This window comes from Neobacillus sp. NPDC097160, assembly GCF_044762155.1.
GTDB lineage: Bacteria > Bacillota > Bacilli > Bacillales > Cytobacillaceae > Neobacillus.
In genome coordinates this window covers 201,589-224,563 of record NZ_JBIWDU010000009.1, presented here as the reverse complement: position 1 = coordinate 224,563, position 22,975 = coordinate 201,589, and the positions used below count along the sequence as shown (strand labels likewise).

The following is a 22,975-nucleotide window of genomic DNA, read 5'->3' as shown; positions in this document are numbered from 1 at the left end:
ATACTATTAGGCTTCTACGATGTTGGGTTGTTGGTAAACTTCCGTTTCAATTTCTCCTGTTGCTTTGCTTGTAAGGACTCCGGCTGTCATGGCGCCGCTGACGTTTAGGGCGGTACGTCCCATGTCAATTAATGGCTCAACGGATATCAATAAACCAACAATCGCAACTGGAAGATTCATGACCGATAATACGATTAAGGCGGCAAAGGTTGCGCCGCCGCCCACACCAGCGACACCGAATGAACTAATCGCTACTACTAGAATAAGCGTGAGAATAAAGGATATACTTGTTGGGTCAATTCCGGCAGCTGGAGCGACCATTACCGCTAACATCGCTGGATAAATGCCTGCACAGCCATTTTGGCCAATAGAAAGTCCGAATGATCCAGCAAAGTTCGCAATACCTTCTGATACACCAAAGTCTTTTGTTTGTGTTTTGATCGTCATTGGCAATGTTCCCGCGCTTGTACGGGAAGTAAAGGCAAAGGTTAATGTTGGCAGACCTTTTTTCACGTAATTCACAGGGCTAAGTTTAGCAAATGATAATAGCAGCAAGTGAACAATGAACATCAGAATGAGCGCCACATAGGAAGCAATGACAAACTTTCCTAATTTCGCAATCGCCCCATAATCACTCGTTGCTGTCACCTTTGTGATAATGGCCAAAATCCCATACGGAGTTAACCGGAGAATGATCGTAACAACCCGCATGATAATCGCATACAAGGTGTCAATTATTTTTGCAAAAAAATCTGCACGCTCAGGATCCTTACGTCTAACCCCCAGATAGGCAATACCAATAAAAGCAGCGAAGATAACAACCGCAATCGTAGAGGTTGGACGGGCACCCGTCAAATCTTGAAATGGATTACTTGGAATTAGTTCGATGATTTGCTGCGGTAGCGTCATGTTTTCAACACCTGCTACTCGTTCCACTAACTGAGCATTCCGTGCTTTTTCTGCATCTCCCTCATTGAGATGAATGCCATCAAGACCAAATCCCAATGCAGAACCAATGCCAATGGCCGCAGAAATAGCAGTTGTTCCAAGTAATATACCGATAACTAGGAAACTGATTTTTCCAATATTTTTAGTCAATTTTAACTTTGTAAAGGCACCGACAATAGAGATAAATACAAGCGGCATAACGACCATTTGTAATAGTTTTATATAACCATACCCTACAACATTAAACCAATCAATTGAACTTGTCGTTACTTCATGCGTTGTTCCGTAGATTAAATGAATAATAAAACCAAAAATAATACCTAAACCCAATGCAGTGAACACACGTTTTGAAAAAGAAACATGCTTTTTCTGCATCATGAACAAACCAAACATAAGTAGAAGTAAGACAGCGACATTCACGATGATAAGAATGGTATTCATCATATTCCTCCTCAGATAATTTATTGGAAATTCCAATACATATCAACCTATCAGTCAAGTCGGAATTTTTATTATTCTTAATCCTTCGCCACTTTAACCCATCAAACGTTTGATATTCTATAAATATGACAACATAAAAAGATCTATACCAAGCGCATAAAAAATGGTGTCAGGCACCGTCCATGGACAGTGTCCACGGACGGTGCCTGACACCAAAAATACTATTAAACTTTTGATAATAATGGAAACATATTAGGAATTGATCTGGACCACTCTGCCGCTATGGCTGCTGTAAATCGCTTTTATCATCCCTTCAACAAGGGCTGGTACTTCCTCAAAAGCGCTTTTTATATGCAGACGCTCTGTACGTTTGTGGGCGTCTTTTCCGAATGGACCGACATTTAAGACAGGGGCCTGAAGCTCAGCCATTACATCAAACGGGATACTGTAGCTGCCCCAAACGGGCGTGTTTGCTTTAAATGTCGTCCACCCCTCGCCTGCATCCTGATAGTTTACATAGCTTAAATCGCTGATTCCATTGAAATAATGTACTTGTTGAACAGGTAAGCCAAATTGATCAAGAGCATGCTTTTTCACGTAATCCACACACTGTTGGACCAAGGAATCCTCGGATGAATTGACCGCAGGGTAATATGGCGGTGCAAAAAGCAAGACCATTGCCGGCGCAAGCTCCTGGCATTGAATCATCAAGGTATCAGCAATTCGGAAGGACTTTTCCCGGTCATCCCATTCAGTATGTTGATTAATCGAGGCTTTGACACCCTCCACAAAGTCCCGACCAAATTTATGAATTGCATGTATTTGTAAATCCTCATAACGCACAACACGGACGTCACCGATTGGCTCAACTGCCTGCGATTTGCAGACCTCCCAGTACGCATGATTACAAGCACGAGCGGCATCACCTGCAACGTTTTCAAAAATATTCATGATTTCTTCGGCATTTCGCTCCATTAAAAACACATTGTACAAGGCTGCTGTACGGTATGGAGTTTGAGTCGAGTATTCCAGCTTTAAATCCTTTTGTTGAAGGGTAACCGGAAGCGGTGTTGTTTCCCCCATCACCGTTTCTTGCAGACTCAGATTCCACTCCATCCTTTGCGTTAAAAAAGAGGCAATATACGGGGCGGTGATGCCACTAAGAGGTTCGCCAACATGGGTCTCTTTCCCGTAAAACAGGGCAGATGGCATGATTTTGCCAATAGAACCTGAATACACATAATAATTTCTGTCACCGGGTTCTTGTGAAAAAACCGGCTCTCCATTTAAGAAAAGCTTATAGGTAAGCTGATGCACTTCCTTTAATTCCAACAGCTTGGTCACTGCCGCACGCATTCCGGCAGAATTGACTTCTTCATCCGGCACCGTCAAGAGGAGGAGATTAATCGGCCATTGTTCAACAGAGGCCTTTTCGATTAACCCCATGTGCATGACAAGCCCCATTTTCATATCCATCGTGCCTCTGCCAAATAAATATTCACCAGATTTCAAATCATTCTGGGCATCCTCCGGTAATTCATCCATTTTGCTTAACAGTAATTTCGACAGTTTCTCCGGCTGATAAGCAAATTCCTCAAGATCACCATATTCTTCGGTATTCACCGTATCAAAATGACTAATGAAAACGATGGTATCTATTGCTTCGGGATGCTTATATAAAGCAGTTAAAAAACTTCGACCCAAATCAACATCATGAAGGGCCAAATAATCTGGGTTTTTCTTAAAATAAGCCAATTCTTGAAGCTTTGCTTGAACTTTGGAGGGAAATTCCCGCTCCCCCACTGTTAACGTCATGCTTTTCCAACTTACCACTTCACACAATAATGTACGAAGTGCCCCCGGTGTCCCCCACTTAAGCTCCTCCATTTTACTCCATAACTCTCCTTCAACTAACAAAATGTGATAACAAATAGCGGACAGAAATAATTCGCATGCGAACTGTCCTTGTAGAGTGGACAATGTCCACGAATGGTGCCTGACACCCTTTAGTAACTCTCTATAGTGTTTTTGTTTCTGTGTTAGTTTTCGGTTCGGGATTGATTTGTTCTTTTTTCTTGTTTTTGATGTAATAGAATATGTAGCAGATGATTAGGAATCCCAGGCCAACTAAAAGGCCGACTAATTGTGTTGGGTCAAAAGCTAGGAATATTAGGATTGAGACACAGAATACGATACAAACTAGCGGGATCACAGGATAGAATGGAACTTTGTATTGCAAGTCCTCTAATTTTCCTCCCCCCTGCAAATACTTCCGCCGAAACATGAATTGGGAGAGAGCGATGCCAATCCATGAGATAGTTACCGAAATTCCGGCGATTGACATCAATAAAACAAACACCGTATCAGCTGCAATCACGCTTGTCAACAAGGATAATAGGGAAAAAATCATTGTAAAAACGAGAGCAGTAAATGGAACCTTTCTTCTTGACAGTTTTCCAAAAGGCTTCGGTGCCATACCATCATGTGCCATCGCCCAAAGCAGACGAGTTGATGCATAAATACACGAGTTTCCTACTGATAAAATTGCCGTCAAGATAACAAAATTCATAATATCTGGTGCGAATGGAATCCCAGCCAAATCCATCAATGTTACAAATGGGCTTTCTAATAAACCAAGTTCCTTGGAAGGAAATATAGCTGATAAGATAATAATAGATGCAAGATAAAAGACAATAATTCTAACGAGCACATTTCGAATGGCACGAGGGATATTTTTCTGAGGCTCCTCACTTTCTCCTGCCGCAATTCCAATTAGCTCCGACCCCTGATAGGAAAAGATGACATTCATCATCGTCACAAACAGAATGGCGATCCCTGCAGGAAATAGACTAGTAGGTGCTAAGTTCTCTAAAAATGGTGCTGGCCTGTCTTGTAGTGGAATGATTCCGAAAATAGTTCCTACCCCAATAATAATAAAGAAAATAACTGCCACTACTTTAATTCCGGCAAACCAATATTCCGCTTCTGCAAATCCCCTTGTCGTCAAGGCGTTAAGAACAAATAAGAGGGCGATGAAAATAGCACACCAAACCCAGACAGATATGTCCGGAAACCATCGTTTCATCAAAATTCCGGCAGCGGTAAATTCCACCCCCGCCGTTGTGGCCGAACCAATAAAATACATCCATCCCAACGAAAATCCAGCCGATGGACTGATAAATTTACTAGCGTAGGTTTGAAAAGAACCGGTAACAGGCATGTGAACTGCAAGCTCGCCCAGGCACACCATGACAAGGTATAAAATGATCCCGCCAAATAAATACCCTATTAATGCCCCTCCTGCTCCTGCCTGATTGATTGTATAACCGGCGTTTAAAAATAACCCCGTTCCAATAACCCCCCCTAACGAAAGCATAAATAAATGCCGGCGTTTCATGGAACGATTTAACTGATTTTGTTGACCCTCTTGTTCGACCATCCTTCTCACACCCCTCGAATTGTGCAGTGATAATTGATCCTAAAACCGTAGTGACAAGCAGCTTAATCCACCGTCTAATTTCCGAAATTCCGTCATATCGAGTTCAATTGTTTGGTAGCCCGCCTCGTTAATTCTTTGTTTTGTAATTGGGTATCCTGCAGGAAGGATGACAAAGTCATTCACTCGAATACAATTTGCTGCGTACTCCTCTTCCGGAGGTACGATAATTTTTGAATAGGTATTAAAATCTGGATGGTCGATAAACTCACCTGCTACCACAACCGTTTGATCCCCTAAATAGGCAATGCCAGTTTTCAGATGAAAAAATTTATCCAATTGAATAATAGTCGCTTTGTAGTCTTCTAATTCCAAAATCTGTTTTAATTGCTCCGCTCCCTCCAAGTTCGTTCTTGCCGATAGACCGATATAAAAATGATCTTCTATTTGTAAAATATCTCCGCCGTCAAGTGTGCCAGGAGATTTAATATAATAAATTTTTTCATAGAATGATTTTACTGCTGGCTCCATTTCGTGAATCTCACCATTACGAGAAAGGGCTCCAGGATTAGAAATGACTGCAAAATTTGGTGTCAGGACGGCTGTATCCTCAACGAACGTCGAATCTGGAAATTCATTATTACTTTGAAGGATTGTCACTTCCACTCCACAGATTTTTAATGCTTCAATATACGCTTCATGCTGCTCCAATGCTTTTTCCAAAATAGGACTACCTAAATCAGAAGTAGTTAATCCATTGATGTAGCTCTCTCCTGGGGTTTTAACAATGGTATTTTTAAACATGTTTTTCTCCTCCTTTGTATTACGCACGGCTAACTGGACATGTAAGACAAGTGGGTCCGCCTGTTCCTAAATAAGAGATTTCATTTCCTTCATATTCATAGACAGTTGCCCCCGCTTTGATTAATTGTTGTTTTGTGTTATGGCTTCCTGAAACCATTACACATACTCGCGGCGCTAGAGCAAGAACATTACAGCCAAGCCGCCCGTATTCATCATCTGGTACTTCGATCAGTTGAAAACCACGCTTAATCAACAATTGCCTTAAAAAAACAGGCATGAGTCTTGAATAAACCACTGCCAAGTTTTCATCTACAATACTAATAAATGACATAAGATGAAGACATTCTTCTTCTCCTTGATCATGAGGCAACTGAACAACGATACATTCGTCGACAAACTCCTTTGTCATCTCCTTGATTTGGCAGATGGCTTCGTCATTCGTTCGATATCCACGACCAACTAATAATGTGCGGTCATCCAACCAAACAAGATCTCCACCATCAGCAACAGCATCACCAGTTAGTTCACCAAGTATAGGAATCTTCTTTTCTTGTAAAAATCCCCTATATACTCCAGCTTCCGGCTGACGCAGTTTTTTCCCCGATTTTAAAATAATCGCCCCGCTTTTCGTGAACTTGACGGGGTCGTGGGCATATAGGGAATCAAGCCCGACCTGTTCTGAAGCTGGTAAAAATTCAATCTTCTCTACATGTTGCCTCATAATGGAAAGAAACTCTTCATATTCATGCTGCGCCTTCATAAAGTCAGGTTCATTAATATAGTTGAATTTCTTCCATTCATTCCTTAAATGTTCTTGGTTGAGATAGGCGTCTTTTGGGTGTTTAACGATCACAGTGGTAAGCTTTTTATACATGGATGATACCAATCAACTTCTCCTCTTTTCCGCATAATGGAATCCATTTCCCCTGACAGGAAAACTTATAATATGATATTATAGGAGCAAGAAAATCATGTCAATATATTTTGAATTTACTGAAAACAAAAAATAAACGTCTTACTAATTGGCAGGGGATGAGCGAGTGCAAACAATTGACAGAGCTATGCAAGTGATCAAAGTTCTTGCTGGAAATGAAACTAAAAAATGGTGTTCGATTACCGAATTATCGAAGGAATGTGACTTACCTGTTAGTACAATGCATCGTCTTTTACAATCTATGAAGTCACATGGTTTAATCCAACAGGAGCCAGAGCTGAAACTCTATTCAATGGGGAATACATGGTTAGAATATGGCTTGCAGATGTATGATACCTTTGATTTTGTAGGATTGATTCGCCCTGAAATGGAGAAATTAATGCATGAAGCAGAAGAAAGTGTTTATTTTAGTAAACCAATTGGCTTGGAATCGTTAGTCGTCGAAAGAATCGACTGTTCGCATAACCCAATCCGTATCTATGACCAGTTGGGAATCCGAATCCCTTTGCATATTGGAGCGGCAAATAAAGTTATGCTCGCACATATGCCGCAGAAGGAGTCATTACTAATTGTCAATTCATTGGTACCAAGTGCGGAAAAAGAGGCATACTTTCAATTATTGCGAAAGATTCGAAAGCAAGGATACGGAGAGAGTCAAGGTGAGAGGACTCCAGGTACTTCAGCCGTTGCTGCTCCGCTATTCAATCAAATGAATGAACTGATAGGCGCATTGAGTATTGGTTATGTCAATTACAATATAACAGAAGAAAGACAGCGCTTATTAATCGAAAAAGTAATCGAATACGGAATGCGGATCACCACCAAACTCAAAAACAAATCCTAAAAAAAACTTTCTGATCTGCAAAAAAGGGTGTCAGGCACCACTGAGTGGTGCCTGACACCCTTACGACTATTTTCAGCTTGCCAGTGGTAGTTTAATTTCGACTATGGTTCCTTCTTTGATTTTGCTTTTATAAGTGATGCTGCCATGGTGTTGTTTAATTATTTTATGGCAGATCATGATGCCGAGTCCTGTTCCCTTTTCTTTTAAACTATAAAAAGGCTCTCCTAAACGAGGGAGCAATTCCTCTGGAATTCCACAGCCTTGATCTTGAATAGAAATAATACACTCGTCAACCAACCCTTTTCGAAGGTTAACATGAATGTCCCCGCCATTTGGCATTGCCTCTATCGCGTTCTTTAATAGTTTTAGGAAAACCTGCTTTAAATGTAATAAAGCTTGCATTTCTCATAAAAACTAGTTTTACTTATTTCAAGCAGCTTGGCTGCCTCCTGTTTATTTCCGTTTGTTACGACAAGTGCATTAAGAATCGCATCTTTTTCTACTTGGGCAAGAGTATCCTTTAAGGAAGAAATCTGTATTGGATTATTTTCCGAAGGTACATTCTCCATTGGTTTTATTTCGTTTATGGAGTTACTCTCCAATACTTGGTCTCGTAAATATAGCGGCAGGTGGGACACTTCAATCGTTTTACCGTCTAATACATTAATGGCCCGCTCCAGCACATTCTCAAGCTCCCGAATGTTTCCCGGCCATAAATGTTCCATTAGTCTTTGTTGCACCTCCGAGGTTAACTCAATTCCCTTTCGGTAAAATTTATCCCCTAATTTTTTCAATAGACTCATGGAAATTAACGGAATATCTGTTTTTCGCTTTCTAAGTGGCGGAATCTCAATTTTGATGACATTTAATCGGTAATATAAATCCTGACGAAACTTGCCTTCCTCTACCATCTTTTCTAAATCACGATGTGTCGCTGCAATGATGCGGACATCGACGGGAATAGACTTTTGTCCACCGACCCGCTGTACTTCTTTTTCCTGTAAAACTCTCAAAAGTTTACTTTGCATCGACAGCGGCATATCTCCGATTTCGTCTAGAAAAAGCGTCCCATTATTAGCGACTTCAAACTGACCCTTTTTCCCTCCCTTTTTTGCACCTGTAAAAGCCCCATCATCGTAACCGAATAATTCTGATTCTAGCAAATGCTCTGGAATCGATGCACAGTTGATCGCAACAAATGGCAGGGTCGCCCTCATGCTGTTGTTGTGAATAGCATGGGCAAACAATTCCTTGCCAGTGCCTGATTCGCCTATCAATAAAACGGAGGAATTGCTGGCAGAAATACGTTCAGCTAGTTTTTTGGCTGCAAGAAATGTCGTGCTGTTTCCAATTAAATCATGGAAGGAATATTTACTCTTCAACTCTTTTTCCACTTTTGTTTTATAATATTTTAGTTCTTCTGCTAGATTCTGAATCTTAGTTTTATACATCCGCCATTCCTCAGGGCTGCGAAACATGACCGTCCCTAAGGCTCCTACTATTTCGCCATCTACTATAAGAGGAAAACGATTGGCAACCATTTCACTTCCGTTTATTGGATGAACAGCTGCCAGCTCCTTTTGGCCTGTTTTGACGACAATGTGCATACGAGTATTTTCAATAACATCTTGTACGGGGCGGTTGATGGCCTCCTTGACGGTCGTTCCCAAAAATTCACAATAAGCTTCATTTATATATAGAATAATACCTTCACGATCGACCACAACGATTCGTTCAGCCAGTAGTTTGATGATTTGCTCATGCCAATTACATGGAATCGCTTCCATTCCTAGGTTCATCTTTTCACACCCTTGCCAAATTTATTAAGTTAATTATAACAAAATTTGCCGAATAGTTTTTTCCAGAATAAAAGAATCCTATTCTAGGAAATGAATAGGATTCTAGAATTGCGATTATTGGGCAGTGTAGCCGCCATCTAAAATAACTGCTTGACCCGTGACGCCTCTGCCTTTATCACTTGCTAAAAAGACAGCATAGTCAGCAATTTCTGTTACGGATAATAGCCTTCTTTGTGGCACAAGCGGGAAGAGTACTTCTTCAATCACACGATCCAAGCTTACATTTCTTGTTTTTGCCAAATCTCCCAGTTGGTTTCTGACGAGTGGCGTATCAACGTAACCAGGGCATAAAGCATTTACCGTGATTCCGTGAGCAGCTCCCTCTAATGCTGCAACCTTCGTCAACCCAATGACACCATGCTTTGCACTATTGTAGGCTGCTTTTCCCACAAAGCCGATGACCCCATTAATGGAAGCCATATTTATAACCCTTCCAAATCCCTGTTCTTTCATAATGGGGAATACGTTCTTTATTCCGATAAACGGTGCAGTTAGCATGATTTTTACTAGTAATTCAAATTTTTCCGTAGGAAATTCCTCTATCGGTGAAATATATTGCATTCCTGCATTATTGACTAAAATATCAAGGCTGCCGAACGTTTTATAAGCTGCATGAAGACTTTTTTTGTATGCCTCCTCATTCGTCACATCACATGGAGCCGACAGCGCTTCAAACCCCTGTATATTTAATTCCGCTGCTACTTGTTCGCTTTTTTCAGCATTTAAATCTGAAATAACCACTTTCGCACCTTCCTGTGCAAATGTCTTTGCGATTTCCAATCCAATTCCACTTGCAGATCCTGTAATAAATGCTGTTTTTCCTTCTAATGACTTGTTCATACATGATCCTCCTTTATTGACTAACGGGTTTTTAAATAATTCCAAAGATAGAATAAAGAGCAATGACAAAGAATACGGCTACTGTTTTAATGATGGTAACCGCGAAAATGTCGCGGTATGATTGTTTGTGTGTTAATCCGGTAACGGCCAGTAAGGTAATAACAGCACCGTTGTGCGGAAGCGTATCCATCCCGCCTGATGCCATGGCGACCACACGGTGCATCACCTCTGGCGGAATATTAGCTGCCGCAATCGCCTGGTTGTATTTATCAGCCATCGCCCCTAACGCAATCCCCATTCCCCCAGAAGCAGACCCAGTAATTCCAGCAAGGGAACTAGTAGTGACTGCTCCATTAACTAGCGGATTCGTAAAGGTGTTAGAGATGCCATCACTGATTTTTGCAAACCCGGGAAGCGAAGAAATAATACCGCCAAAACCGTATTCCGCACCAGTATTCATGGTAGCAAGCAATGCACCGGCGATACTTAAGTTTAGTCCTTCTTTAAAATTCACCGTCACACGTTTCCAGTCATAGGCAAGTGTCGTGATAATCCCAACGACTAGCGCCATCTCAATCGCCCAGATAGCCGCAACCGCTGGTACATCTACTGTATACGCTTTAAGACCAATCGCAGAAAAGTCAAATCCATTCGGATACCATTTTGGTATGTAAGTAATGAAGAGTTTATTTGTTACCCCGACAAGCACAAGCGGGACAAATGCCATTATTTGTTTTAAAACAGATTGACTTGAAGTTAAATCGGGAACAGATCCTTCTTTTTCGTCCTCTTTGACTATTTCCAATGCAGCGGCGGTTTCTGTACCGAATCCATAATAACCCTCCCCAGCTTTTGCTGCCTTTTTCCTTCTCGTCTCTAGGTATAGCAGCCCAAGCCCTAAGACAAAAATTGCGCCGATAATTCCTAGTGTTGGTGCTGCATAAATATCAGTTTTAAAGAATGCAATTGGGATAACGTTTTGAATTTGCGGCGTTCCTGGCAATGCATCCATTGTGAATGTGAAGGCACCAAGTGCGATAGTACCTGGAATAAGCCGTTTCGGAATATTTGCTTCTCTAAACATTTGTGCAGCAAATGGATAAATCGCAAAAACAGCTACGAATAAACTTACACCACTGTATGTTAAAATGGCACCCAATAATACAATGGTCAACATCGCCCGTTTCGCACCGAGCAAACGAACAATCGTCTTCGCAATCGATTCGGCAATCCCTGACATTTCGACTACCTTCCCAAAAATGGCTCCTAGTAAGAAGACTGGGAAATAAGATTTAATAAACCCGACCATTTTTTCCATGAACACACCTGAGAAGAACGGTAAAACATGGCTTGGGTCAATAAGTACAACCGCTAAAAGTGCACAGAGTGGAGCAAATAGGATAACCGAAAAGCCTCGGTAGGCGACAAACATTAACAGCCCAAGCGACAACAGAATGATAAATAATTGCATTTAAATCCCCCTTTTAATTTTTTGCAAGTTCTTTGAATAACCTCCTGGCTGGTAAGCGTTTACAAAAGGAAACTTGCATTGATAAATTAATGCAAGTTTTATGCCAAAAATAATAATTTTCTAAAAAATATAAATATTCTTTATTATCATACGAGCAATAAACTTATTTCTACGTTTTCAATTATATTTAACTACTAAACAAGTACGTTACTTTTTCCGATAATCCGGAAATTGTCTGAAATTGATTCCGTATTATCGGAATTTTCCGTTTTCCCGGAATCAATTTCGTAATCAAATTGGAGCGATGACACCCAATTTATAGTGCCATTGCCACGAATAACAGCCATCGGTTTGATGCCTAGTTCGATTGCTCTTTCCCTGCTCATTAGGACGAATACGGGCGCTCCATCATTGATACCAGAAGCATTTCCCGCGGTAACCGTTCCTTCCTTTTTAAATGCAGGTTTTAGTTTTGCAAGCTTTTCGGCCGTCACCCCGGCACGTGGAAATTCATCCGTCTATATGGATGAAAATGGCACAAAGTGTTCTTGGACCGAAACTTGTATATACCTTATAAAAATAATAAAGGGCTAACCCTTCAATAATAAATGTGCAGAGCACCATAAACCTGCTTAAGACCCTAGTTCCCTAGGGCCTTTTTGGCTTGTTATTCATGAAAAACAATAAACTCAGCTTTACCTTCTAATTAGAATTAACGAACGCTCTTATTAAATAGTCCCTAATATTCCTTACAGACCCTGTTTTCACATAAGTTCAATGGTTGCTAGTTTGTCTTTTCCGGGGATATAACCAGAACGACGCCGTTTTCGATTTGAATGGTAGTGCCGATTGTGGTATTGTCTCGCAGCCAGTCATTCGCATGAATGCTTAGAACATATCCGTTTTTCGGGATGGTAGAATTATTCCCCCCTCTTTTCACAACTTTCCCATCGGCTACCGTGATTTCATATCCCCATGGGTTTGTTCGGGTTGTCTCTCCATATGCCGGCGTGTACTGAATCAGCTGACCGGCTCCACGAGATTTATTCACCCCATCTAACATTCGATAGTCGACCACATCAAGGTCTTTCCACATGCTTTTGATTAAGAACGGCTTAATAACCTCTTTGCCAATTTCCTGCGGAAGCTGATACGCCTGCATCATGGCTGTTTTTAAACGATCTTTATAAGAATTGGCCTCATCAGACTGACCAGCTTTCTGTGCCATCAGATACTGGACAGCAACCTCTCCAGCTTCACCATAGACAGTAAGGTTCCGCAGGTAAGGATCAATGGCGGTTAAAAATGCTTCATTATCAATGTCTTTGCGAATAGTTTCTGGAATTTGCTGCAGTCTATTAAATTCAGCGATTAACTGCTCGGCTTCTTGGCTGCCACCCTCGCCATCATACGTTTGCCAAAATTGATCAATAACTGGCTGCAACGTAAGTTCCAATGGTGGTACCACCAAGGCACTCTTAATTAAGAATGGTTTGATGACACCTTGGCCGACCTTTTGCGGAATCTGTTCGGATTGATTAAACAAGGCAATTAAGCGTTTTCGATAGGTAGCAGCCTGGTCGGTTTGGCCCTTTTTCTGTGCCATTACATATTGAACAGCTGTTTCCCCCGCCTTACCATAGATACTTAATTTTTCTAAATAAGGCTCTATTTCCTGAAGGAACTTTTTATTTTCCATTTCCTGCTGAAGTTTAACCGGAGCCTGTTGGAACTTTTTGAATTCAGTGATTAACTGGTCTGCTGCTTGATCCGCATCACCAGCCACATAGGCCTTCCAGAACGCATCAATCAAGGGCGTTAAGGTAAGGGATTCTGCGGTATTAATCGGTGAAGAATACATATTCTCCGCAACGGTTTTTAGCGTTTCGGCGGCTTGTCCACCAAGGGCTTGAATACTCCGCTGCCATGAATCCATTGGGTCATAGGCCGCCGGGTTCCATGTATAATCGGCAATCGTGTACAAAGGTATTTTGGAAGCTTCGGCTTCGTTCATTGGATTTGCCGTTAACCCACTCACTCCATGCTTGGATAAATCAGCATCACGTCCTACAATGGGACCTAGAAACAAGCTATTCCGGTCAAAGTCGTTTACCGGGTAATTGTCCCATAATAACATATCGTGTTTAAATACTCTGTGAACCTCATCCGCTTCTTCAGCAGTAACCTGCTCTGAGACAACCTTTTGGCCTGTCCACATCACAACCGTGTCCTTGTCAAGTGATTCTGCAAATCGATCACGGTAAGGGGATGGCCCGTTTCCGGTATAATCCGTCGGAACCGTGATCAACCGCTCGGCCCCTTCATGTGTATTGATAAATTCTTCTGTAAAACGATTTAACAGATAGGCATGCGCAGCGGCAACCGGATCCTTATCTCCTGCAAATTTTTCCCGGTCTTGCTGACACTTTAAGTTCATATCAATATCATCTAGAAAAATTGCATAGGAGCGGACACCCAAATCCCACATCGTTTCCATCTTCTTTTTCAGCAAGGCGAAATCTTGATCCCCGGAGTAGCAGATGGATTGACCCGGTGAGAGCGAGAAGGTGAATTTCACATGGTTCTCTTTGGCCTTATCAATCAGCTCGGTAATTTTCGCTAATTCTGCCTCTGGATAAGGATCACGCCAGTTCTCGCGATGATAGGGATCATCCTTAGGAGCATAAATATATGTATTCAGTTTATTCTCTCCGTAGAATTCCAACTGAGAGATTCTGTCCTTATGTGTCCATGGCGGGCCATAGAATCCTTCGATCGAGCCGCGAATCGGCATTTCCGGCCAGTCATGAATTTCTGCCTCCGGAATCCAATCTCTTCCTTCCCGCTCTTGAATCAGCTGTTTGAATGTTTTGGCCGCATAATACGTTCCAGTCTTGTCCTTCCCGGCAAGAACAATCCGTTTCTTTTCCGTTCCCTTGGATACTAGTACATATCCCTCTTCCTTTAAGGCTTCAGGTCCTTTTACTCCCATTTGCTCCAAAATCGCGGCTGAACCCTTATTCTCCGATGGCCCGCCAATCCAGATGGTTACAGGAGTAGTCACCTTCTCCCCGGCCTCGATCCGTACGATTCGTTTTACGTCCGCAGCTTCCAATGCCGCCTCTACCTCGTGGATGGCCTGTTCATCCGTTTTCTTGTCTACCACAATGCCGACATTTGGTGTTAGTGGGAACCCTTTACCCGATATGTTTAGCTCTTGCGGTGTTGGATTCAAGGCAGGGGTTGCACTGCTTGCCGCAGATGCCTGTCCCGCTCCATCCGGAAACACCGACAGAGTACACAGCCCCAACGTAACACAAGCCGCTAACACCTGTTTTCCATGTTTGAAAAAAACCATTCTGTTTATCCTCCTCAAATAGCTTCCCGCAGGGATGGTTACTAAAAACCATGCCCCGCGGTCTCTTATCTTAGTTTTGTGATTCAAATACGCTGATTTCGTACAGAGAATAGCCCCAGCTGCTTGAACGTTTGATGCCCTGCATTTTAACGTATCGGGCTTCGACGGCAGGGAACTGAATGACATCGGTTCCTCCGTTGCTATTTAGCTCTGTATAAACATCCTTCCACTGACTCCCGTCATTTGACACTTGAATTTTATATTGCTTTCCATAGGCGGATTCCCAGTATAATTTCACTTTATCAATAGAATACACTTGCCCGAGGTCAACGCTGATCCATTGATTATCCGTGTACAAGGAGGCCCATCTAGTATTGTTGTTCCCGTCTACGGCCAAATTCGGCGTCAGCCAGCTGACTTCACTCGAAGAGGCGGTGGCGGTTTTTCCTTCCGCTATATTTTTCCCATTAAGCGCCCGCTCCAAGAAGTTCGGAACTACACCGATGCTCAGCTTTTGCGGGATTTCGTCTATTGCTGCCATCGATTGCGTAAGCGCCAATCGCTGCTCAGCAACCTTAGCTGTATCCCCGCTCTGTTGAGCCAGCACCGTGTTAACAGCTGCTTCACCTGCTTGCCCATAAAGCTCCAGCTTGTTTAGATACCCGGCGGTCTCCTTTAGGAAGTTCGGATTAGCCACCTGCTCCCGCAGCTGCTTAGGGGCCTCTTTCATCTTGCTGAATTCCTGTATCAAGGCTTTTCCCGCCGCAGTTACAGCCTGAGAGTCCTTTGCCTCCACTGCTGTCCAAAATTGCTCAATTAACGGCTTTACTCTTTCTGAAACCGGCTCCCGATTGTTATTAAGACTCGTAGCATACGAGGCTTCCACAAAGAGATTTAAAGGTTCATAGGCTGCACCAGAAAATTCCATCAGACTCCGCTTCAGTGAATCAGCCGGGTCATAGGCTTTTGGGTTCCACGTATAATCAGCAACGGTAAACAGCGGGATTTTCGAAGCTTCTGCCTCATTCATTGGATTAGCCGTTAAGCCAATCACACCATGTTCAGGCGTTAAATCCGAATCGCGGCCGGTCAGCGGCGCAAGGAACAAGCGATTGCGGTCAAAGTCATTCACCGGGTAGTTATCCCACACCAGCAGATCGTGTTTAAAGATTCCATGTATTTTATCGGCATCCTTTGACGTAATCGTTGGAGCAACGACACCAATTCCTGTCCATTGAACAATAATGTCAGACTGAACCAGCTCAGCAAAGCGTTCCCGGTAAGGAGTAGTTCCCGCCTGATAATAGTCTGTCGGCACCGTAATTAAAGGCTCTGCACCGTTGTGCTTTTGAATAAATTTTTCGTTAAATTGATTTAATAGATAGGCCTGTGCCGCTGCCGGCGGGTTCGGATCTTTGCCAAACATTGCCCTGTCTTCAGGAGAATGGAGGCTCGGGTCAATATCATCAAGGTATAAGGCAAACGATCTCACACCGATATCCCACATCGCTTGGGCCTTTTGAATCAATGCCTCAAGGTCCGACTCACTGGAATAAGTAATCGTATTCCCCGGCGAAATAGCAAAAGTAAAGGTGACATGGTTTTCTTCCGCTCTTTGCACAAGTTCAGCAAGCTCCGCTATCTTATCCGCGGGATAAGGATCTTTCCATTTTTCCCGGTGGTAAGGGTCATCCTTCGGAGCATAAATATAGCTGTTCATCTTATGCTCACCGTAGAATTCCAACTGACGCAAGCGATCCTCGTGTGACCATGGCGCCCCATAGAAACCTTCGATGGAGCCCCTGATTGGCATCGTAGGCCAGTCCTTAATTTCCACTTCAGGAATCCAATCCGTTCCTTTCCGTTCGACAATGATTTGCTCGAAGGTTTGCGTCCCATAATATGTTCCTGCCCCATCATGTCCGGAAATAACAATATGTTTCTTCTCCTTCGTGCCGTGATTAGAGGCGACAATGTACCCCTCCTCTTTTGTCATTTCCAAATCCTTTAGGCCAGTATGCTGCTGAATGGTTTTCAACTCGTCTGGGTCGGAGAATTCCCCCAGCCAAATAATGACAGGTGCCTGGAGTTTTGGGTTCTTGATATCACTCTCTACAATGGTGGTTACGCCTGCTTTCTTCAGGGCTTGCTTCAATTCAGCAATCGCCGCAGGATCGGTTCCGGTTTCTGTAACCAATCCTACTTTTGGATTTAATGGAAAGCCTTTGTCTGTTTGTTTTAACGATTTCGGGATGGGGGATACAGACATTTCGTAGGTTTCACTTGCCTTTGCTTTGCCTATTTTGGGAATATCCAGAGGAACCCATAACCCGGATACCAAACAAGCTGAAATAACGGCCTTTAACGCTTTACTTTTTGCCACCTTTTCCACCTCTTCTTCTATGATTTTAAACGATCAAGGACGAACCACATGTTTTATAAAACCGCTTTCATGGTCTCTACAAAAAAAAAAGCAGGACAACACCAAGCAGGAGGAAATCCCCCTAACATAGCGTCGCCCTGCCTGATCATGTCAGTAACATGCGAATGATATTCACCCTATACCGCGTATTATAGACAATAGGGTTTAGGGTGCATAGGGACCAAAATACCATTTTTAGAAAATAGGTAATTATGCAAAAACAATATTTTCTATATATTTATTGTAGAGAGTGCATGGGTTAATAGTCGCAATTTTCAAAATCAATTGACTGCTCAGAATCACTATGATATCGTATACATAATTTCATATGCGTCACATGTTACTAATTCGATTAGGCATGGTGGTAGATTGAAAGGATTTATATCCTTTCGTCACCCCATGCCTTTTTTAATTTTCAGCGTAGAATTTCGCATGGAAGTATGTGACCAAGTTTTTATTTTAGGAGGTGTGGAGGCGCTGTTAAATAATTTGTAACCAATAGTAGTGTTCACCTAAAAAAAGAGGAAAAGGAGTTTTCACTATGTGGAAGAAAATAGCCTGCTCATTTTTGTCCTTGGGAATGACATGCAGCTTAACCCTTGGCAATCAATCTGATGTTTATGCAATATCTGATTCTCCCGCAAATAAAATAAGCAGTAAGCTGGTTCCAATGCCTCAGAAGGTAGATATTAAAAGCGGATCCCTACAATTAAGCAACCGTGTAAATATTATAGGAGAAGAAGCTGCCGATCAAGATGCCTTACATATTTTAACGGAATTTTTAAAAGTAAATAAGATTGAAATCAATGAGGAATTTGATAGCAAATCCACCACGATTGCTTTAGGGGAAGAGGATAAGCTCAACCCAGAGCTAAAGAGTTTGGAAAATCAGCTCGGGCTGCCGAATGATACAGAATTAAAAGCTGACGGTTACACCTTGGTGGTTAACTCGGAAGAAAATGAAATGAGTAAAGGCGGCACCATCTTTGTCAAAGGAAAAGATGGTGACGGCACCTTTTACGGTGTAAAAACCCTCTTACAGCTTGCTGAAAAAGAGGATAACACCATTGAAGTGAATAATGTAATGATTACGGATGAACCATCAATGAGCGTCAGAGGGATTGTTGAGGGTTTTTATGGGAAACCATGGAGCCACAATGACCGTCTGGATCAAATAGAGTTCTATGGAGATTATAAACTGAATACGTACATCTATGCCCCTAAGGACGATCCCTATCATCGGGAAAAATGGCGTGTGCCCTATCCGGAAAATGAGATGAAACGTATGGAAGAATTAATTACTACCGCAAAGAGAAACAAAGTTGATTTTGTATTTGCTCTTTCTCCAGGTATCGATATTCGCTTTGATGGTCAAGGCGGGGAAGACGATTTTAAAGCACTGCTGGCGAAAAGCGAATCGCTATATGACATGGGCGTGCGAAGCTTTGCCATCCTGTTTGATGATATTGGCAATAAACAAGGGGCTAAACAAGCAAACCTATTAAATCGTTTTAACGAAGAATTTATTAAAACAAAGACAGATGTGAAGCCTCTTATCACCGTTCCAACAGAGTATGATACACATGCAATGGGTGCCATTGGTGCTTTAAGTCCTTATACGAAAGCATTTTCTGAGACACTTAATAAAGATGTTAAGGTCATGTGGACCGGTCAGGCTGTTGTTTCAGAAGCACTTCCGTTAGAAAATGTTGAATTTATGCGCGAAGTATATGGGGACCGAATTGGAGTTTGGTGGAATTATCCGGTTTCCGATTATTTGAGATCTAAGCTCGCTCTTGGTCCGATCGTTAATATCGAAAATAGCCTGGAAGGAAAACTTGATTTTTTTACCATGAACCCCATGGAACATGCAGATCTTTCTAAAATCAGCTTGGCAACAGGAGCCGATTATTCTTGGAATACTTCAAACTATGATTCTGATCGGTCATGGAATCGTTCCATTGAACTCCTATTTAATGATCTTGCCCCTGAGATGAAAACTTTTGCTAATCACTCATCACGTATGACTGGTTCTTGGAGTATTGGACGTGGAGATGCTGTCAATGTACGAAAGACGATGGATCAATTTTGGTCAAAACTATCCAAAAGACAAGATACAACACAGGAAATCAATCTATTAACGAAAGAGTTTGCTGAGATGGTCCAAGCAGCAAACACGTTAAAGGAAGAATTGCCGCCAGAGATCCTAAGTGAAGCTTTAGCAAGTTTAAACAAACTAAAACTATTGGGGGAAAACGATCAATTAGCTTTAGAAATGGTTTTAGCTAAGAGAAATACAGAGACGGAGAAATACAATGAATTAAAGAATAAGATTGAAGCCAGCTTGCCTGCCCTTAATGGAGGCAATAGAGTCTCTGAAGAAACGGCTCTTGCATTTATCAAGGAGGCCCTTGAATACGACCCATTACCCATAGTTTCCTTTGACGTTTCCAAAACTTTCGTTGCTCCGGGAGAGGAAATAAAGTTTCAAAATACGAGTTCAATGACAACCGAAGAAATAGAATGGACGTTTGAAGGGGCGAAGGTTGAGAAAAGTACAGAACCAAATCCAACCGTTGTTTATGAACAAGAGGGGCTGTATACCGTTAAGCTTGTGGGGAAAAACCCTCTTGGTCAAGATGAAGTGATTAAAGAAAATTTAATAACAGTTTCCAATCTTGCTAAAAAGGATACAACCAATCTCGCCCTTGGTAAAGCCGCTGTAGCTTCCAGTTCTTGCGCTCCATCTGAACGACCTCAATATGCCGTTGATGGGAAATTGAATACAAAATGGTGTGGTAATGGTTCTGGGACACACCAGTTAACGGTTGATTTAGGAGGAATTAATTTAGTCAGTGAGATTGTGATGAAGCACGCTGAAGAAGGCGGCGAGCCATCAGGCAGTAATACTTCCGCATACCGTGTCCTAATCAGTGAAGATGGTGTAAATTTTAAAGAGTTAGTCAAAGTTACTGGCAATAAGAGCGGGATTACCAAGGATCAAGTCCCTGCTACAAAAGGCCGGTATGTTCGCCTAATGGTTGATAAACCAACCCAAGGGGACGATAGGGCCGCGCGTATTTATGAGTTTGAAGTGATGGGACTAGAGGGTGATGTTGCATTACCACCGAAATACGAAAAGCCAAAGATAGATAAATCAACCTTAGAAAAGACAGCAGCAGAGGCAAATGAGAAAATAGAGTCAGACTATACAGTTAAAAGCTGGGGTTTATTCATTTGGGCTTTAGAAAAAGCGAAGGAAGTTCTAGCCGACGGGGAAGCAACACAGGATGAAGTAAATGAAGCAAGTGAAAACCTGGCAAAAGCGATAACAGCCCTTGTACTAAAAGAAACATTTATCGAATCAGGAATAAACAGCTTAGATGAGGACATAAAAACAGCTTATGAGCAAGGCTTGATTAAAAATCACGGGATATTAAAAAGTTTGCTTGCCAAAGCGGATCATATCCAGAAACATCAAGCCGATAAACAGAAGGTATTGGATGGGTTAAATGCTCTTGGAAACCAAGTTAAGGCGCAATCCGGTAAAAAGATATCCCAAGAATATGCTGAAGAGCTTCTAATCATGATCGAGGAATTGAAAAATGAAATAGCGGCCCTGAAGTAGGCAGGAAACTCAGGATTAATGAAACAAGGGAACGGTCCTTTTGCTTCTAAACATATGGGTAACGGAACCTGACATCAAAAAAGACCCTAGCTGCCTAGGGTCTTTTCTAATTGTTATTCATGCGAAACAATAATTTCCGCCTTGCCTTCTAACTTATACTCCCGAACACCATGCGGCAAATTGAAATGAATACCCTTCTTCAGCTCAAAAGATTGCCCATCAATGATAATGTGGCAGGGGTGTTACTTAAGGTTCCCATGAAACTACCAATTGCTGTACGAACAGCACTCACTATAACAACATCACGCATGAAATTAGTCCTCCTATGCTTTAAATGGTGGTTTTACTATAAAAAATGGTATTTTTATCTTGAAAAATCGCCTTTATTTGAAAGGTTTGAAGATTTATCTGCGAATATTACCATTCAATCGGCGAATCCATATTTATCAACAAAATTCTTAATCAGTCAGATACTACACTGTTTAGCGTGATATTAAGGCTGGATTAACGATAAACGCAGCCTCCGTTTTTTCCCTTACGGTCTCTAAATCGGCACCCTCTTGAAGTTCTTCAAGAACCAATCCTTCCTCCGTTACTCGAAAAACAGCTAATTCCGTTACTATCAAATCCACAACACCCTTTCCAGTTAGGGGTAAACGGCATTGTTCAAGGACTTTAGACGATCCATTTTTCGCCATATGCTCCATGGCGACAATAACCTTCTTTGCCCCAGTTACCAAATCCATTGCCCCGCCCATGCCTGGAACCATTTTTCCAGGGACCATCCAGTTTGCAAGATTGCCTTTTACATCAACTTCCAATCCTCCAAGAACAGTGACATCCACATGCCCACCACGGATTAATTCGAATGAGAAAAGACTGTCAAAAAAGGCACCGCCCGGGAGAATACTTGAAGGCTGCCCACCGGCATTGACCAAATCGGGATCAATCTCGCCGTCCAAGGGTCCAAGGCCGATATAGCCGTTTTCTGATTGGAGGATGACATTGACGTCCCCGGGGAGGAAGTTCGGCACCATCGTCGGCAGACCGATTCCCAGGTTCACCACATCTCCATCTTTCAATTCCTTTGCCACACGTGCAGCGATTAATTGCTTTGGATTAATAAGAGTACTGTTCATTATTGACATCCTCCCTGAACAAAAATTTTATCGACAAGGATCCCCGGAGTCATGACTTCATCTGGGTCAATCTCACCAATTTCCACAATTTGCTCAACTTGAACAATAACGATGTCAGCAGCCAAAGCCATCAATGGGTTAAAGTTTCGTGCGGAGCGATGATAAATCAAATTCCCGGCTTTATCTGCTTTAAATGCCTTAAGAAGGGCAACTTCTGCACGAAGCGGTTTTTCAAGCAGATATTCCCGTCCGTCGACCGTAATCTTTTCTTTGCCTTCTTCAACCACAGTTCCCACACCTGTCGGGGTCAGTACTCCGCCCAGACCAGCCCCCCCAGCGCGCACACGTTCTGCAAGTGTTCCTTGTGGAACAAGCTCCACTTCCATTTCACCTGCTATCGTTTGCCTGCCTGTTTCTGGGTTTGTCCCAATGTGGGAAGCAATTACTTTCTTCACCCGTTTGTTTACAATCAATGGCCCTACGCCGGTCTCTATGAATGCGGTATCATTCGCAATCAGAGTTATATCCTTTACGTCTGCTTCAAGCATGGCATTAACAAGAGCTTGTGGCGTGCCTACTCCCATAAATCCCCCTGCCATTATGGTCATTCCATCTGAAAACAGCGATGAGACTTCCTCCATTGAAATCATTTTTTTCACTTAAAAGCACCTCCTGAAAAAATAAGTAAAGTTCATTTTCCTCACACCTATCTTTTATGCAAGATTTGTGCCAACAAACAAAACAGAAAAAAGGATCTTAAACTTGCATTGTAAACCAATTGAGCCTTGAACAGCTTCTTGGAACAACTGACACATGGGGGAAATTGATCAAAATAAAAAGCGAAGAGCCAA

Annotated in this window: 15 protein-coding genes and 2 pseudogenes; 2 read left to right on the top strand and 15 right to left on the bottom strand. The window is 42.2% G+C overall.

The features are described from left to right. Nucleotides 1–6 precede the first annotated feature (6 nt). The 5 genes from ACIQXV_RS14955 to ACIQXV_RS14935 form a co-directional block, all read right to left on the bottom strand. Nucleotides 7–1,389 carry an L-cystine transporter gene (locus ACIQXV_RS14955; protein WP_402960000.1) on the bottom strand — a complete coding sequence of 461 codons (1,383 nt, stop codon included), beginning with the start codon at nucleotides 1,387–1,389 and terminating at the stop codon, nucleotides 7–9. A 252-nt stretch (nucleotides 1,390–1,641) separates the two neighbouring features. Then, a complete protein-coding gene (locus tag ACIQXV_RS14950) occupies nucleotides 1,642–3,276 on the bottom strand; it encodes a M20/M25/M40 family metallo-hydrolase (RefSeq protein WP_402959999.1) in 1,635 nt (544 codons plus the stop codon). Nucleotides 3,277–3,406: 130 nt separating this feature from the next. Beyond that, nucleotides 3,407–4,828, bottom strand: a complete 1,422-nt coding sequence (locus tag ACIQXV_RS14945; RefSeq protein WP_402959998.1) for an amino acid permease — start codon at nucleotides 4,826–4,828, stop codon at nucleotides 3,407–3,409. A 39-nt stretch (nucleotides 4,829–4,867) separates the two neighbouring features. Beyond that, nucleotides 4,868–5,629, bottom strand: coding sequence for a dimethylarginine dimethylaminohydrolase family protein (locus ACIQXV_RS14940; protein ID WP_402959997.1), 762 nt, complete (start codon nucleotides 5,627–5,629; stop codon nucleotides 4,868–4,870). Between the two features lie 19 nt (nucleotides 5,630–5,648). Beyond that, a complete protein-coding gene (locus ACIQXV_RS14935; RefSeq protein ID WP_402960047.1) occupies nucleotides 5,649–6,503 on the bottom strand; it encodes a dimethylarginine dimethylaminohydrolase family protein in 855 nt (284 codons plus the stop codon). A 166-nt stretch (nucleotides 6,504–6,669) separates the two neighbouring features. On the opposite strand from ACIQXV_RS14935, the gene ACIQXV_RS14930 reads away from it, so the two are divergent. Further along, nucleotides 6,670–7,407, top strand: a complete 738-nt coding sequence (locus ACIQXV_RS14930) for an IclR family transcriptional regulator (RefSeq protein WP_402959996.1) — start codon at nucleotides 6,670–6,672, stop codon at nucleotides 7,405–7,407. 72 nt (nucleotides 7,408–7,479) lie between these two features. Here ACIQXV_RS14930 and ACIQXV_RS14925 read toward each other — a convergent pair. From ACIQXV_RS14925 to ACIQXV_RS14895, 7 genes and pseudogenes are all read right to left on the bottom strand, one after another. Further along, nucleotides 7,480–7,791 (bottom strand): annotated as a pseudogene (locus tag ACIQXV_RS14925) (ATP-binding protein); the annotation flags it as partial. Beyond that, a complete protein-coding gene (locus ACIQXV_RS14920) occupies nucleotides 7,788–9,206 on the bottom strand; it encodes a sigma-54 interaction domain-containing protein (protein ID WP_402959995.1) in 1,419 nt (472 codons plus the stop codon). The gene ACIQXV_RS14920 and the pseudogene ACIQXV_RS14925, both read right to left, overlap by 4 nt. Nucleotides 9,207–9,320: 114 nt before the next feature. Then, nucleotides 9,321–10,106 carry a 3-hydroxybutyrate dehydrogenase gene (locus ACIQXV_RS14915; protein WP_402959994.1) on the bottom strand — a complete coding sequence of 262 codons (786 nt, stop codon included), beginning with the start codon at nucleotides 10,104–10,106 and terminating at the stop codon, nucleotides 9,321–9,323. A gap of 31 nt (nucleotides 10,107–10,137) precedes the next feature. Next, the gene (locus tag ACIQXV_RS14910; protein ID WP_402959993.1) at nucleotides 10,138–11,577 is read right to left on the bottom strand and encodes a GntP family permease; all 1,440 of its coding nucleotides are present in this window, start codon (nucleotides 11,575–11,577) and stop codon (nucleotides 10,138–10,140) included. Nucleotides 11,578–11,897: 320 nt separating this feature from the next. After that, nucleotides 11,898–12,092, bottom strand: a pseudogene (locus tag ACIQXV_RS14905) (thiolase family protein); the annotation flags it as partial. 269 nt (nucleotides 12,093–12,361) lie between these two features. Further along, nucleotides 12,362–14,935 (bottom strand): glycoside hydrolase family 84 protein, encoded by a 2,574-nt coding sequence (locus tag ACIQXV_RS14900; protein ID WP_402959992.1) that lies wholly within the window; start codon nucleotides 14,933–14,935, stop codon nucleotides 12,362–12,364. 70 nt (nucleotides 14,936–15,005) lie between these two features. Continuing rightward, nucleotides 15,006–17,318, bottom strand: coding sequence for a glycoside hydrolase family 84 protein (locus ACIQXV_RS14895; protein ID WP_402959991.1), 2,313 nt, complete (start codon nucleotides 17,316–17,318; stop codon nucleotides 15,006–15,008). 580 nt (nucleotides 17,319–17,898) lie between these two features. Here ACIQXV_RS14895 and ACIQXV_RS14890 point away from each other — a divergent pair. Then, on the top strand, nucleotides 17,899–20,985 hold the full coding sequence (locus ACIQXV_RS14890) for a beta-N-acetylglucosaminidase domain-containing protein (RefSeq protein ID WP_402959990.1): 3,087 nt from the start codon (nucleotides 17,899–17,901) through the stop codon (nucleotides 20,983–20,985). A 113-nt stretch (nucleotides 20,986–21,098) separates the two neighbouring features. On the opposite strand, the gene ACIQXV_RS14885 is transcribed toward ACIQXV_RS14890, so the two are convergent. From ACIQXV_RS14885 to atoD, 3 genes are all read right to left on the bottom strand, one after another. Next, nucleotides 21,099–21,164, bottom strand: coding sequence for a hypothetical protein (locus ACIQXV_RS14885; protein WP_402960046.1), 66 nt, complete (start codon nucleotides 21,162–21,164; stop codon nucleotides 21,099–21,101). A 303-nt stretch (nucleotides 21,165–21,467) separates the two neighbouring features. Then, on the bottom strand, nucleotides 21,468–22,124 hold the full coding sequence (locus ACIQXV_RS14880; RefSeq protein WP_402959989.1) for a 3-oxoacid CoA-transferase subunit B: 657 nt from the start codon (nucleotides 22,122–22,124) through the stop codon (nucleotides 21,468–21,470). Continuing rightward, nucleotides 22,124–22,774 (bottom strand): acetate CoA-transferase subunit alpha, encoded by a 651-nt coding sequence (gene atoD, locus ACIQXV_RS14875; RefSeq protein WP_402960045.1) that lies wholly within the window; start codon nucleotides 22,772–22,774, stop codon nucleotides 22,124–22,126. Before atoD ends, ACIQXV_RS14880 begins: the two co-directional genes overlap by 1 nt. Nucleotides 22,775–22,975: the final 201 nt, after the last annotated feature.